The organism is Limimaricola variabilis, from assembly GCF_014195545.1.
GTDB lineage: Bacteria > Pseudomonadota > Alphaproteobacteria > Rhodobacterales > Rhodobacteraceae > Limimaricola > Limimaricola variabilis.
The window spans coordinates 187,949-203,890 of record NZ_JACIBX010000004.1; the positions used below are offsets into that span (position 1 = coordinate 187,949).

General features: G+C 63.7%; 6 protein-coding genes. 5 read left to right on the forward strand and 1 reads right to left on the reverse strand.

Translation table 11 applies throughout. The features are described 5' to 3' along the window. Positions 1-869: 869 nt before the first annotated feature. The 5 genes from FHS00_RS07780 (at position 870) to FHS00_RS07800 (ending at position 14,315) form a co-directional block, all read left to right on the forward strand. A complete protein-coding gene (locus tag FHS00_RS07780) occupies positions 870-8,513 on the forward strand; it encodes a peroxidase family protein (RefSeq protein WP_183471538.1) in 7,644 nt (2,547 codons plus the stop codon). A 76-nt stretch (positions 8,514-8,589) separates the two neighbouring features. Beyond that, positions 8,590-10,344: a type I secretion system permease/ATPase gene (locus FHS00_RS07785; protein ID WP_183471540.1), complete on the forward strand. Its 1,755-nt coding sequence runs from the start codon at positions 8,590-8,592 to the stop codon at positions 10,342-10,344. After that, positions 10,341-12,488, forward strand: a complete 2,148-nt coding sequence (locus FHS00_RS17865) for a cadherin-like domain-containing protein (RefSeq protein WP_183471542.1) — start codon at positions 10,341-10,343, stop codon at positions 12,486-12,488. Before FHS00_RS07785 ends, FHS00_RS17865 begins: the two co-directional genes overlap by 4 nt. A 20-nt stretch (positions 12,489-12,508) precedes the next feature. Next, entirely contained in the window at positions 12,509-13,822 is a 1,314-nt protein-coding gene (locus FHS00_RS07795) for an HlyD family type I secretion periplasmic adaptor subunit (RefSeq protein WP_183471544.1), read from the forward strand. 31 nt (positions 13,823-13,853) lie between these two features. Further along, entirely contained in the window at positions 13,854-14,315 is a 462-nt protein-coding gene (locus FHS00_RS07800) for a hypothetical protein (protein WP_183471546.1), read from the forward strand. Between the two features lie 268 nt (positions 14,316-14,583). Here FHS00_RS07800 and FHS00_RS07805 read toward each other — a convergent pair whose 3' ends face one another. Beyond that, entirely contained in the window at positions 14,584-15,939 is a 1,356-nt protein-coding gene (locus FHS00_RS07805; protein WP_183471548.1) for a GspE/PulE family protein, read from the reverse strand. Positions 15,940-15,942 lie beyond the last annotated feature (3 nt).

A 15,942-nucleotide genomic window follows, 5' to 3' on the forward strand; every position in this document is an offset into this window, starting at 1 on the left:
TCCATACTTCAAACGGATTAACGCCCTATCCTAAATATAAGGGGGAGGTTTAATGGTAATGAAAACCGGAAGGTCGCGAATCGGCATGGATTCCCCTGCCGCTTCTTTTTTTTTAGGTGATCGAAAATCGTCTTTCAAGGCCTTCCGCGATTCCGGATTTTTTGGATGGGCAACGTGCCCTGACGCCAATGGCCAAGTAACTGGACGCCCAGGGTTCGTCAGCATTCTGAAGGGATTGAGGCCGCAGACGCTCCTTCTGCCAGGCAAGGCCGAGCCTAGAACATACGCCTGTCAGCGGCCGCTCCACCCAACCCCAGCAGGGCTATGGGCCCAGCGTGGTAGGCTCACCGCCTACGCGCTTTATCTATATTGAAGCGCATTCAGATGGTCGGCGATTATACGCGCTTTCGATATTTTGGCTAGTATCGTTGTCATAGTGAGAGACCACTACTTAATCTAGTGGATCTATATGGAACCCTGATACTACGCCCCCCGATTGTGGTTTTTTCTGGACACAAGGAGAGAGTCTTGGCTAGCTGAAGCCTAAGACGAATTGGCGGGGAGGCGTATCACGATATGAATAACGATCCCAGCGTTGGGAGCGGATAGTCCTTCTGTTAGTGGATCGATTGGATCTGCTGCTGCGCGCTAATGCTAAAGCATGGTGCTTTTTGGTATAGCGAGTTTCTGCGTGGGTTGTGTGCTGACAGAGCGCGCCGACCATTCGGGCTGACAGTTTTCGGACGAACTTGGCCGCTTCCCTGACTTGACGATTGATAGGTTCTGCTGGTCGTGGGGCGGGCAGCAAGTCGCGCTGTCGACGTTTGATGCCTTCGGCGCCAGGTGCTGCCACTTATCAAAATTCTTTCTTGCGGCTCGCCCCTTCTCCGGGGGCGGTGAGCGGTTGCGTCGCCATCGACGCCTTCTGCCACGAGCTAAAAGTGCCGTTTTATATTTTATTGGAGCGTATGATGGCCGTTAAGCTTAATCTGAACGACATTCAGTTCATTCTAGACCAGATCAAGATTGCCGAAGCCCATGCTGCGGGAACGCCCTTGAGCGAACTGGTGGACAGCCCTCTTCAACCTCTTGGGCTGCGCACGGTGGATGGCAGCTACAACAACTTCGGTGCCGGTCGAGAACAGTGGGGCGCGTCGGGCGAACTGTTTCCGGGGCTGACGAATCCGAGTTACCCGACGGGTAGCGGCAGCTTCGGCAATTCAGCATATCCGAGCAACAACGACTACGGTCAACCCGGGAACGTCGTCGATAGTGAGCCTCGCCTGATATCCAATCTGATCGTCGATCAGACCTCGACGAACCCCGCCGCGATCTATACCGCGCTTCAGCATGCCGGCTACGAGGGCAACTTGCTTGAGGCCGTCGCGACCATCCGTGCGAAGTATGATGAGATCCGCTCGAACCCCGATTGGGAGAAGGACACTGAACTACGGGACGGGTATGAGGCCTATCTCGAACCCTATGGCATCGAACTCGACGGCTGGACCATCATGCTGCCGAACGTGGCACCGGATGACGGGATTTCTGCCCCCTACAACGCCTTGTTCACCTTCTTCGGTCAGTTCTTCGATCACGGTCTGGACCTGGTGAAGAAGGGCGGCAACGGCACGGTTTTCATACCGTTGAGCGAGGATGACCCGCTCTATAATGTTGATCCCCGTCTCGCCCATACCAATTTCATGGCGGTGACTCGCTCGACGACATCCGAGACTGGGGCGGGCAACGTCACCACGCCTTGGGTGGATCAAAACCAGACCTACACCTCGCACGCATCACACCAGGTGTTCCTGCGCGAATACAAAGCCGACACCGCTGGGAAGCCCTTGGCCACGGGCCATCTGCTGGACGGGGTGCGCGGCCTTGCGACCTGGGCGGACGTGAAAGAACAGGCTCGAACACTGCTCGGTATCGACCTTACTGACCTCGATGTGACGGCAGTGCCGGAGCTGCTTGTCGATCCCTACGGCGAATTCATTCGCGGGGAAAACGGCCTGCCGCAAATCCTGGCTGCTTTCCAGAAGGCTGACGACGATGCCGACGGAAACCCGATCCTCGTGCCGCTCTATGTCGAAGGGAATCTGGACGCCCCGGTCAATCCGTCGGCAATCAAGTTGCCAGCGGGCACCCTTGTCTACGACCCTGCATCTGGCTCCAATCGTGTGATAGAGGAGGGCGAGACGGTCTCGGCAGCGCGGACGGGTCATGCCTTCCTGGACGACATCGCCCATAACGCTGCTCCGGTCACGGACATGAACGGCCAGTTGGTCGCCGATGGCGACAGCGAGGCCGGCAATAGAGTCGCCCAGGATGGGCGGGGGCGAAACACCGAGTACGACGACGAACTCCTCGACGCGCATTACATCACCGGCGACGGCCGGGGGAACGAGAACATCGGCCTTTCCGCCGTCCACCACATCTTCCACTCGGAGCACAATCGTCAGGTCGAGGATATCAAGACGACCATCGAGGCCAGTGGCAACGCCCGCCTCATCGCCGAGTGGAAACTCCCGGATGGCTCATGGGACGGGGAGCGGCTGTTCCAGGCGGCCCGTTTCGCCACCGAGATGCAGTACCAGCACCTGGCCTTCGAAGAGTTCGCTCGAAAGATTCAGCCAGACGTGGACATTTTCGTCGTCCAGCCCGACGTCGAGTTGAATCCAGCCATCCTGGCCGAGTTCGCCCATGTCGTCTATCGCTTCGGCCATTCGATGCTGAACCAGACGGTCGACATGATCGATGCGGATGGCAATCGCACCGGTTCCATGGACCTCTTCGACGCCTTCCTTAATCCGCTCGCCTTCGGGGCTGACACCGTGAATGCGAATGGCGAGGTAGAAGCCACCGTCACCCATAGGGAAGCGGCTGGTGCCATCATCCGGGGGATGACCGGACAGGTCGGCAACGAGATCGACGAATTCGTCACGGATACCTTGCGCAACCAGCTCCTGGGCATTCCGCTCGATCTCGCGGCGATCAACATCGCCCGAGGGCGCGAAACCGGCATGCCGACCCTGAACGAGGCGCGGGCCCAGTTCATGGAGATGGCCGACGGCGACACCCAGCTCAAGCCCTACGAGAACTGGAGCGACTTCGCGCTCAACCTGAAGAACCCGGCCTCGATCATCAACTTCATCGCGGCATATGGCACGCATGAGTCGATCAGGCTTGCTACGACAATCGAGGGCAAGCGCGACGCAGCCTTTGCCATCGTGATGGGCGGTAACGGTGCCCCATCCGACCGGATGGCCTTCCTGAACGGCACCGGAACCTACGCGAATGATCTCGGTGGCCTTCAGAACATCGATCTGTGGGTTGGTGGCCTGGCTGAGAAGAAGATGTCTTTCGGCGGTATGCTTGGATCGACCTTCTCCTTCGTGTTCGAAATGCAGATGGAGCAACTCCAGGACGCTGACCGCTTCTACTACCTGTCCCGCGTCCAGGGACGAAACCTGCTGACCGAGCTGGAGAACAACTCCCTCGCCAAGATGGCGCAGGCGAACACCGACCTCGGTGAGACTGATTTCGCGCTCCCGGCCGACATCTTTTCGACGACCGATCACATCTTCTACATGGACTACGCCAAGCAGTTGGCGATGACCGGCAAGGCCGACCCTGAACACGAGGAGCAGACGCTTGGCGCGTTCACCAAGCTCGTGGATCGCCGCGACAGCGAGGCTGTGGGCGTCGAAGCCTCCGGTCTGCCGACGGGCGTGACCTTCGATCACGATGCCCGCAGCCTCGCCGGCACCGTGTCTCAGGCCGGGAGCTACGAGATGACGTTCACCTCGAGCTATGACAACGCTCCGGACCGGACCCATGTCGTCCGGATCGTCGCTGCCGAAGCAACCCCGGTCGAGGCTGCGCATCTGGACTTCCTGGTCGATGACGCATTCTACAACGCGACCTATCCCGACGTGGCAGCGTCCGGAATGGATCCGGACGCGCATTACGCCCAATTCGGATGGAGCGAGGACCGTCGCCCGAATGCGTTCTTTGACAGCGCCTATTACATGGCCCAGATGCCCGACAAGGATTGGAACGGGATCAACCCTCTGGTCCACTACGCTGAGATTGGGTGGAAGCTCGGCCTCGACCCGGCCGCGAACTTCGACACCGGTGCTTATCTCGCGGCGCATCCGGATGTGGCTGCCGCCGGTTTCAACCCGCTGGTGCATTACCTTGGTCACGGGCGGGCCGAAGGACGGGCGATCTTCGATGCCGAACCCAGCGACGCGGTTCCGGTCGAAGTCGGGCAGGCATTCTCCGCTGACGTGCCGCAAACCGTCTTCGGTGGAGACGGGATCGCCGACTATCTTCGCTACAATGGGGCCGACCATACCATCATTAGCGGCTCCGACCGCAATGACGTGATCGTGGGGGGCGACGGCGACGACGCGATCTGGGGCAATGACGGCGATGATCGGATCGAAGCCGGATATGGCGTTGACATGGTCAATGGCGGCAAGGGTGACGACATCATCACCAATTCCGGCACCGATATCGGTGAAACCGATATGCTCAAGGGTGACGAAGGCAATGACGTCATCCATGCAGGCAGCGGCATGGCCCTGCTTTTCGGAGGTGAGGGCAAAGACTTCCTGATGACCGGTCCGGACGGCTCCGAAGCTCGCGGAGGCGAAGGTGACGACTTCCTTCTCGGCGGCGAGGGTCAGGACGCCCTGTTCGGCAATGGTGGCGATGACTGGATCGAGGGCGGGGCTCGGGCCGACTTCATCGCGGGTGACAACGCCGACATCTTCTTCAACTCGGACGTCATCGGCCATGACGTGCTGAACGGTGGTCGGGGCGATACCGATTACGATGCCGACTCTGGCGATGACATCATGGTCGCTGGTGAAGGAATCCAGAAGAACATCGGTATGTGGGGCCATGACTGGGTGATCCACAAGGGCCAGAAAGTCGCTGCCAATGTGGACATGAACTTCCCGGTGTTCACGACGCTGCCGCTCGAGATCCTGCGCGATCGGTTCAGCGAGGTGGAAGGCCTCTCCGGCTGGAAACATGACGACATCCTGAGAGGCGATGACCGGGTGGCGGATGACGGCTTCGAGCTTGAGACCGAGGTCGAGGAGGAGCGAGCGGTCAACGAGCCCGGCGAGGAGGAAAATGGTGTCGTCCAAGAGGAGGAGGTAATCATTCCAGGCGTGACGGTGGTCACGCAAAAGCAGGAGGTCGGGCCGACTGTCTACGATCCCACGCCCGAAGGCAACTTCGTGCATAACGAGCTCGATCAGGACGGCATCGATCGGATTTCCGGGCTGGACAAGATCATCACCCCGGACATGATGCGGGCGCAGGCATACCGCGCCAACGGCTCCTGGGAAAGGCTTGCAGAAGGCGAGCAGGGCGACATCACGCAGGTCTTTGTCGGGGGCAACATACTCCTCGGCGGCGGTGGCAGTGATCTTATCGAGGGTCGCGGTGGGGACGACGTCATCGATGGTGACGCTTGGCTCAACGTGCGCATATCGATCAGGGATGCGAACGGCGTGGAAATCGCGACGGCCGAGGGGATGAGCGCACGCGTTTACTCGCCATCGGGGATCGAGTTGCACAGAGGTCGGCCGTTGTCGGCGCTGATGCTCGAGCGCGTCTACAACCCCGGCCAACTGCACATCGTCCGTGAAATCCTCTACGACAACAGCGGAACGGATCGGGCGTTTTACTGGGATGACCAGGAAAACTATGCCTTCGACGGCACGAGCGACGGCAGGCTGGTCGTCGAGCATGTCATGGTGTCCGAAAGCGATGCGGAGGACGGGAATGCGGGCAATCCGTTCGACCCGATCACCGGGAAAGCGCGCTCCTCGGATGGAAGGGACATCCTCGCAAACATCGAAGAACTGCAGTTTCGTGATCGCGTCATAGGCATCATCAACGGCACCAGCGCGAACGATACGCTCAACGGCACGGACGGAAACAACATTCTCATCGGAATGGATGGCAATGATACCATCAACGCCGGCCAGGGCAACGACCTGCTGATCGGTGGGCGGGGCGATGATCAACTCAATGGCGGCGAACATGACGACCGGCTGATCGGGGGTCTGGGCAACGACACGCTCGACGGCGGCACCGGCAACGACACCTATGTCATGAGCATGGCCGATGGCATGGATACGATCACGGAGGGGGGCGGTGAAGGTGCCCAGGATCGGATCATTCTGCAGACCCGTGGCCAAGCACTGGATGGGTTCTCCGCTCACGATAGCCATGCAGCCGGTGGCCGGGGAGATCTGGTGATCGACTTCAACGGTCAGATGATCACGGTCGCGGGCCATTACACCGGAGGGAATGCTCAGACAGGGGTTGAGCTCATCAACTTCGAGGGCGGTTCCATCGCGGGGTATAACCTCGGACAGGCGGACTACCGGATCAGCAGATCCGATGGCAGTGACAACAATCGAACTGGAGGCGCGGAGAACGACTTCATTGCCGGCGAGACTGCTAGAGATGTCATCAATGGCCTCGACGGCAATGACCTACTGTTCGGCGGCGGCGGCGATGATGAACTCTACGGGGGCACTGGTGACGACCTGCTTGTCGGTGGTCAGGGCAATGATGTCCTGAACGGTGGCGACGGCGACGACACCATCACCTGGGAGGTGGGCCACGGATCCGATCAGATGGACGGCGGCGAGGGCTACGACACCGTGCATGTTGGTGGCGACGCCACCGCCGAAGCATATGCGATCTACACTCGTGCCGAAGCGGCATCTGCCTTCTCTTATACGGGTGACGCCGAAATCGTGATCCGCCGCAACGGCATCACCGTCGCAGAACTCAGCAACACCGAGAATATCGTCATCGACGGAAAGGGCGGCGGCGACACCTTCACCGTTCATGGTGACTTCTCCGACACGGACCTGGCCTACAAAACGATCACCCTGAAAGGTTCGGCGGCGGGCGAAACCATCGACATCACGGGGCTGGCTTCGGCCCACCGCATCTACTTCCAGTCGGGTGGCGGCGATGACAAGATCATCGGAACGCTCCGTCCTCAGGACGTGATCGAACTACCTAAAGGCGCTAAGGCCTCCGACTATACGGTGGTAGATAACGCGGACGGGACGAGCACGCTCACCAACGGGAAGGGCCACGCGGTCGTCTTCACCCGAGGCGAGGGCACGCCCCAGATCGACGATGGCGACGGCGACATGGAGGAGCCGGAAGACAACGACGACGAGTACGAGGTGCCGGACACCGGCGGCGACAACGGCTTCGAGCCGCCCGAGGACGACGAGATGTTCGAGGGGGAGGAGCCGGACGGCGAACAGTCCGAGGAGGACTCGGAGGAGGAGTTCGAGGGCGAAGAAGCCTTCGATGACGAGGACGCGTTCGAGGAGGGGGAAGAGCCGGAGGGCGAGGACCAGTCCGAAGGCGACGAGGAGCCGGAAGGCGAGGAAACCTCCGAGAACGACGAAGACTCCGAGGGCGAAGATGCGCCGGAGGGTGAGGACGAGTTCGAGGAAGAAGAGCCCGAGAACGCGGAAGAGCCCGAGGGCGAGGAGGCCAATGCGTCCGACGAGGACGACGATGAGGATGACGACTCGGCGCAGCCGCCGGTCGCCGCTCAGCCGCCCGCCACGCCGACCGAACGCGCCGATTACATCATGGGCACTGCCGGCAATGACATGCTCGTCGGCCTGGGTGGCGGTGACACGATCCTCGCAGGGGCCGGAGCCGACATCGTGTCTGGCGGCAGAGGCGCCGACTTCCTCTCCGGCGACGCCGGTCGGGACGTCATCTTTGGTGGCGCCGGCGATGACGACGTGCTCGGCGGCGACGGCGCCGACATGCTCTACGGCGATGCCGGCAACGACCGCATCCTGGCCGGCTCGGGCAACGACATGGTGAATGCCGGCGCGGGCAGCGACGTGGTCTTCGGTGGCGCGGGCGACGACACCTTCGTCGCCGAGGTCGGAGACGGCAACGACACCTACTACGGCGATGACTTCGGCGGCGGATACGGCAACGACACTTTGGACATGTCCGCGATCACCGCCAACATCACCGCCGATCTCGGCACGGGTGCGGGAGGGCGCGGCATGGTCGCGAGTTCCCAGACCGGGCGGGACGTGCTCCAGGGGGTGGAGAACATCGTCACCGGCAGCGGGGACGACGTCATCACCGCGTCGCGGGCGGTCAACGTCATCGACGGCGGGGACGGCAACGACATCTTCCGCTTCCTGTCGGCCGGCGATGCCAATGGCGACACGATCGTCAAGCTTCAGTCGGGCGACCGGATCGACCTCAGCGCGATCGACGCCAACAGCCAGGTCGCCGGAAATCAGAGCTTCACCCTGGTTTCGGACGGCTTCTCGGGTGCCGGCCAGCTGATGATCTCCGAGGAGATGCGCGAGGACGGGACCTACACCGTGCTGCGCGGCAACGTCGACAATGACGACGAGGCCGACTTCGAGATCGGGATCAAGAGCGGCCAAGTCAGCGAGTTCCAGCTGACCCTCTGAGTGCGGTGGCGGGCGGGGACACCCCCGCCCGCCCCGAATTTTCCAGTTTCACGGTTACAGGGGTGGAGTGACTCTGATGGCAAACGCAGAAGCCAAGGCCGAGGCGAAGAGAAAGTCCGGAGAAAAACTGACCAAGGGATTTCGGGGTGTCTTCTTCTTCCTGTTCGGCGTCTCCGGGATCATAAATCTTCTGGCGCTGACCGGCGCGTTCTACATGATGCAGATCTACGACCGGGCGCTGACGAGCGGCAGCATTCCGACCCTGCTGGCCATCTCCGTCCTCGCGGTCGGCCTGTATTTCTTCCAGGGCCTGTTCGATATCGTCCGGTCGCAGATCCTGGTCCGCGTGGGCTCCGAGCTCGACCGGAAGGTCGCCCCCACGGCGCACCAGGTGGCCATCGACATGCCGAGATTCGGCTTCTCGACGGCCGAGGCCCTCGCACGCGGCCGCGACGTGGACACGGTGCGCGGCTTCCTCGGGAGCCAGGGGCCTATGGCACTGTTCGACCTGCCCTGGGTGCCCGTGTTCGTCGCCTTCGTCTACATGCTCCACCCGGCCCTCGGCATGCTCACGCTGGGCGGCGCGATCGTCCTGACGACGCTGACCCTGTTGGCAGAGATCCTGACCCGCAAGCTGAGCACGGCGACGCATGAGGCGTATATCCAGAGAAACGCCATCGCGGATTCCAACGCGCGCAACTCCGAATGCCTTCGGGCCATGGGGATCTCGGGCCGGGCGCTGCGTCGCTTTGCGGCCGCGAACGAAGAGCATCTCGACCTGCAGACCCGCACCAACGACATCGTCGGCACCTTCGGCGCCATCTCACGGGTGCTTCGGATGATCCTGCAATCGTCGGTGCTTGGCCTCGGTGCCTATCTGACCATCCAGGGCAGCCTGTCGGCCGGTGCCATCATCGCGGCGTCCGTCGCGTCGGCCCGCGGTCTCGCCCCGGTCGATCTCGCGATCGGGAACTGGAAGAACGTGGTGGGCGCGCGGACCGCGTTCGACCGTCTGAAAGGCACAGTGGCCATTCTCGACCAGGCCAAGGTGCAGATGATGCTTCCCGCACCGGAGCGCTCGCTCAAGGTCGAGAACATCACCGTCGCGGCCCCCGGCTCGGGGCGCGTCCTGCTCAGCGAGGTCAGCTTCGAGGTGCAGGCCGGCCAGGCGCTCGGCGTCATCGGCCCGAGCGGCGGCGGCAAGACGACGCTCGTGCGCGCCCTGACCGGCATCTGGCCGGTGCTGCGCGGCAGCGTCCGGCTCGATGACGCGGAGCTGGCGCAGTGGAACGAGGAGGAGCTGGGCAACTTCGTCGGCTACATGCCGCAGGAATACTCCCTGCTGGACGAGACCATCGCCCAGAACATCGCGCGGCTCGACGACGAAGCCGATCCGCGCGGCGTCATCAAGGCGGGCCGCATCGCGGCGGTGCACGAGATGATCGTCCGGCTGCCGGATGGCTATCACACCCGGCTCGGTCCGAACGGCACTTCCCTCTCGGGCGGCCAGCGCCAGCGGATCGGCCTGGCGCGCGCGCTCTATGGCGACCCGTTCCTGGTGGTCCTCGACGAGCCCAACTCGAACCTCGACGGCGAGGGCGAGGCGGCTCTCACCGCGGCCATCGAGGCGGTGAAGGCGCGCGGCGGGATCGTCGTGGTGATCGCCCACCGCCCGAGCGCACTGGCGGCGGTCGATCTGGTCGCGGTCATTCAGCAGGGCAAGCTCTCGGCCTTCGGTCCGCGCGACCAGATCGTCGGTGGGCAGGTGCGCACGCCCAAGCCCAAGGTGGCAACGGCCCCCGTGGCCCCGGTTGTGGCGACGGCGTCATGATTTCGGTCAAGAGCACGAAGGGCGCGGTCGAGAACGCCGATCCCGCCGAGCCCTATGCGCGGCGGACGGTCGCCAAACCGTTCGGGCTGGCCAAGGCGGGCGCATGGCTCATCGCGGTGGCCGTGTATCTCAAGACGGCCCTGTCCGGGAGCGTCGAAGCCGCCGCGCCGGCAGGGGCCAAGGAGCACAGGGAGTTCAAGAAGGAGCCGCGACCGGTTCCGGACAGCAAGGATGAGCAATCCTTTCCGAAAGAGACCTCCCCGCTGCCCGAGAAGTTCGACGGCCACACCGTGAAGACCTTGCTGGCCGCCGATCCCAACTCCGACACCATCGCCTTCTTCACCGGAGAGGCGAAGCTGGATCCGGCGATCTTCAAGCCCGTGGCCTATGTTCCGTCGGAGGCCAACGTGAATGGCTTCCCGAATGAACACCCGCTCCTGTCCGGACATCTTCGCAGGGTGATCGACGGCGACAAGGCCGCCCCGCCGAAGCTCAGGAAGCCCTCCAAGGAGGAGCCGGTGAAGACTCCTCAGGAGGTCAAGGGCGAGGAGCAGACCCCCGCCAAGGAAAGCCCGCCAGAAACCGACGCGTCGGGCGGTGCGACCGAGAACAGCACCGATGACGGGGAAGAGGGCGACGGCGCGAAGACGAGCAACCGGGCGCCGCGCGTGTCAGGGCCGCTCTACCTGAACGACCTGTCGGTCTGCGCGATCCTGTCGCTCAGCCTGGCGGATCTACTGCGGGGCGCGACCGATCCCGATGGCGACCAACTCCATGTCGAGAACGTCTCGGCCTCCTCCGGGCATCTGACCTTCCATCCGGAAGGCTACTGGGAGTTCGAAACCGGGGGCGAGGTTCAGCCGGTGGTGATCACCTACACCATCAGCGACGGCAACCTAGGCGTTCAGCAGACCTTGGAGTTCGAGGTCACGCCCACCCATGACATCCTCGGCACCGAGGGCGACGACATCCTGATCGGCACCATGTGCGACGACGACATCCGGGCGCTGGCCGGGGATGACCTGATTGACGCACGCGCCGGGGACGACCTGATCCAGGGCGGGGCCGGGGATGACCATATCTTCGCCGGTCCGGGCAACGACTGGGTCCATGGCGGGCCGGGGCACGACATCATCTTCGGTGGCAGCGGCGACGATTTCCTCGAAGGCGGCAGGGGGAACGACCGCCTGTTCGGGGAGAGCGGAGGCGACGAGCTCTCTGGCGGCGAGGGAGATGATCACCTCGAGGGGGGGAGCGGCGATGACGTCCTCTCCGGCGGTCAGGGGAACGACCGGATCATCGGTAATGTCGGGAACGACATGATCTTCGGCGATGCCGGTGACGATACGATCGACGGCGGCAGGGGCGACGATTTCGTGGAGGGGGGCGCCGGCAACGACGTCCTGCGCGGCGGCAGCGGGAACGACCGCATGACCGGCGGCGATGGCAACGACCACATGGTCGGAGGGGACGGAGCCGATATCCTTCTCGGCGAGGCGGGCGACGACCTGATCGAAGACGGCCGGGGCGCGGACATCGTGAATGGCGGCGCGGGTGACGACATCGTCGTCGCGACCCCGGATGGTGCTACCGATCACTATGACGGCGGAGAGGGCGTCGACCGGATCGACTATTCCGCCGCCACCGAGGATCTGGTGATCGACCTCGCTGCCGGGCGTGTAACCGGGGTCGAGATCGGACAGGATTTCATCTCGAACTTCGAGCATGTGGTGGCCGGAGCCGGCAATGACCTGATCCGTTTCGGCGCGCAGCCGGTGACGGTGACGGGCGGCGCGGGTCAGAACCGGTTCGAGTTCGCGACCGAGGACCTCTGGGAGGACTTCTTCGAAGGCCGGTTCGAGGCGCACAGGATGGAGATCCACGACTTCAAGGTCGGTGATCACCTGAAGCTGTCGAAGTGGGACATCATGCACGGCAATGATGACGGGCCGGAGGACTACGAGGATGTCGTGTTCGATGCCCGTCCCTCCGCCGTCGATATCCCGATCCGCTACAGATCCGAGCGGACGGAGGAGATCGACAGGACCGTCCTCGAAGCCGATCTCGATGGTGACCAGTTCTACGAGATCTCGTTCATCCTGAATGGCCACCACTCTCTCATTATCCAAGCAAGCGCTTGCTGACCGAAGGCGGGGAAAATTCCATGCAACATACTGCGAACGCGTCCAAGCGATATGGCTCCAAGGGCATTCGGGCCCGCGTCGCCACCGGCATCCTGCTGGGAACCTTCCTCGTGGTCGGCGCCGGTGGATGGGCGGCGACGGCGAAACTGACGGGCGCGGTCATCGCGCCGGGGACCGTCACCGTGGATGACGAACTCAAGGCCGTTCAGCATCGGGACGGCGGCATCGTGCAGGAGATCGCCGTCCGCGAGGGCGACGTTGTCGAGGAGGGCCAGGTGCTCATCCGGCTCGAAGATGCCCAGACAAAGGCCGAGCTCTCGATCATCAGAACCCAGATCAACGAGAACGAGGTCCGGCGGCTGCGACTGCTGGCCGAACGCGATGGCCTCGCCGTGATCGAACTTCCCGAAGAGTTCGAGAAGGCCGAAGGCAGCGTCGCGAGTCTGGTGCTGGGCGAGACACGGCTCTTCGACGGCAACTCCAAGACCCGTGAGAACCAGAAGCAGCAGCTCGAACTCAGCATTCGCCAGATCGGCGACGAAATCGAGGGGCTGCGGGCGCAGAAGCTTTCGAAGCAGGAGGAGATCGAACTCGTCTCCCAGGATGTCGCCCGGATGAAGAAGCTCTCCGATGACGGCCTCGTCGAAGATGCGCGTCTGACGTCGATCCATCGGGAGCGGGCCCGGCTCGCCGGAGAGGCGGGGCGGATCGACGCCGAACTCGCCCGCGCGGCGGCCCGTATCAGCGAAATCCGCCTGCAGATCCTCGCGGTCGACGACGACGCTCGGACCCAGGCCCAGCGGGAGCTGAGCCAGATCGAGACCCGCCTGTCGGAACTCAGGGACCGGGAAATGGCGGTTCAGGATCGCCTTTCGCGGAGCGATATCAAGGCCCCGATCACCGGCACCGTGAACGAGTTGATGGTGAACACGATCGGCGGCGTCGTGACGCCCGCCGAGGTGTTGATCACGATCGTCCCGCATGACGCGGCGCTGAAGGTGGCGGTCAAGCTCAGCCCCGCCAGCATCGATCGGGTCGATGAGGGCCATCTCGCGCGGATGCGCTTCACCTCCTTCAACCAGAGGGTCACGCCGGAGATCATCGGCCGGGTCGCGCATGTCTCGCCCGCGGCCTCGACCGACGCGGCGACGGGGGAAAGCCACTTCATGGCCGAGATCGAGGTGCTCGATGGCGAGCTCGAGAAGCTGCCGTCCCAGCGGCTTCTGCCGGGCATGCCGGTGGAGGTCTACGTGCAGACCGAGGAGCGCACCGCGCTGTCCTATCTGGCCAAACCCGTGACCGACCAGTTCAACCGGGCCTTCCGGGAAAGATAAACAGTGGCTTTTTGAGAGGGAGGGGTAGGGGATGGAGAACGTCGCTGAATTCCTGAATACGCAAGTGGTGTCGATCTGGAACGCGTTCATGAACGGGGGGAGCGAGGTCCTGTGGGGGGAGCTTACCGAGCCATCGGCCATGGTCCTGTTCACCTTGGCGCTCTTGTCCGGCATCGTCAGCAGAAGCGCGACCATGTTCATCGGCGCGACCGCTCTCGCCGGTGCGGGGCTCTATCTGCAGTACAGCCACGATCTCCTGCTGGATTTCAGGGTGGCCAGCGTGCTGATCGGCGCGCAGGTCATCTTCCTGCTGGGAGGCTGGGCCCATTATCACCATGCCCGGCAGATGAGATCGGCGCTTCAGGCGCTGGAGAGCGAGAACGAGGAATTGCAGACCAAGCTCGATCGCGAAGTCATCTGGCGCATCGCGGGATACACCACCTCGGCGCTGGACCAGAAGGCCGGGTCCAAACCCGCCGACGATGCGAGCTGATGCATGCGAGGGCCTTTGCGGGGCCGGCGACCCGGCTCCCGAGCAGGCCCACTTAGCGCCCTGTTTTTCGTCTCCGGCCGCCCCCGTCGAACGGGCAATTCGATAGCCACTCGGCCCTCTCTCGGCCGGAGAGTTGGGCCTCACCAAGGAGGCTTGGGCCCATGCCTGGGTAGGCGCTCATGTTCCAGCCATGAACTCTCCGGCAGACCGCGGGAATGACGGGCTTCGGGGCGATCTTCATCACCCTGTGTCCGACCGCGTCGCGACTTCAGGACAGGTCGATGAGCCGGGCCTCGAGACGGCGTTCGGCCGCGCCGGTGAAGCCGCACGTCGTGCAGCCAGCGCCACCGCAACCGGTGCAGGACCGCATCACCAGCGATTGCGACAGCACGCCGCGCAGCACGTCGCGCACCAGGTAGTCGGGCACGCCGAGATCGCCGAGCCGGGTCGCGGCGGCCTCGGCCGAGTTGGCGTGCAGCGTCGAAAGCACCATCCGGCCGACCTGCGCCGCGCGACAGGCGATCGCCGCCGTTTCCTGATCGCGGATCTCGCCGATCATGATGACGTTGGGGTCGTGCCGCAGGATCGAGCGCAGCACCCGCGCGAAGCTCAGCCCGATGGCCTCCTGCACCTGCACCTGCTGCACGCCCGGCAACTCGTATTCGACCGGATCCTCGACCGTCACGATCTTGGTGCGGGGCGAGTTGAGATGGCGCAGCGCGGTGTAGAGCGTCGTGGTCTTGCCCGAGCCGGTCGGGCCGGTGACCAGGAACAGCCCGTTGGGATTCTCGATCGCCCGGACGATCCGGGCCACCAGGTCGGGCGCGAAGCCCAGATCCTCCCAGCCCTGCCGCAGGGCCTGCGGATCGAGGACCCGGAGCGCGATGCTTTCGCCGTGCTGCGTCGGCAGCGAGGAAAAACGGAAATCGATCACCCGCCCGGCGATCGGCACCCGCATCCGCGCATCCTGCGGCAGCCGCCGCTCCGAGACATTGGCCTGCGCCATGACCTTGAGCCGCGCGAGGATCGCCGCGGTGCCGAGGCCGGGATCGACCTCCTGCCGCGACAGCAGGCCGTTGACCCGCATCCGCACCACGAGACCGCGCTCGGTGCTCTCGAAATGTATGTCGGAAGCGCCGAGCGCCACGGCATCGGCCAGCTTCTCGTTGACGAAACGGATCACCGGCCCCTCGGCCTCCGGCGGTGCGGACAGGCCACGCCGGGACGCGCCGTCCGCCGCAGGATCGCTCTCCGACCCCGCCTCTTCGGCCTGGCCGCGCGCCAGCAGCATCCGGATCATCCGCAGGGTCGCACCGCGCGGAGCGACGGGCCGCCCGAGGTGGAACTCAAGCTCGCGGCGCAGCTCGGTGTCGCCGGGGGTGGCCATCAGCACGGTCTGCGGCTCGTGATCCGGCGACAGCAGCGGGGCAACGGCCTTGGCCCCGAGATAGGCCGGGGACAGGCGGAGCACGGCGTCCGGGTCGAGCCGCGCGCCCTCTTCCCACGGCGCGGCGGCAAAGCCGATCCCGAGCGCCGCGCAGACCAGCGGCAGCAGCGTCTCCTCGTCGATCAGCCGCAGTTCCAAGAGCACCTGTTCGAGCGGAACGCCGCGCGCATCTGCCATGCC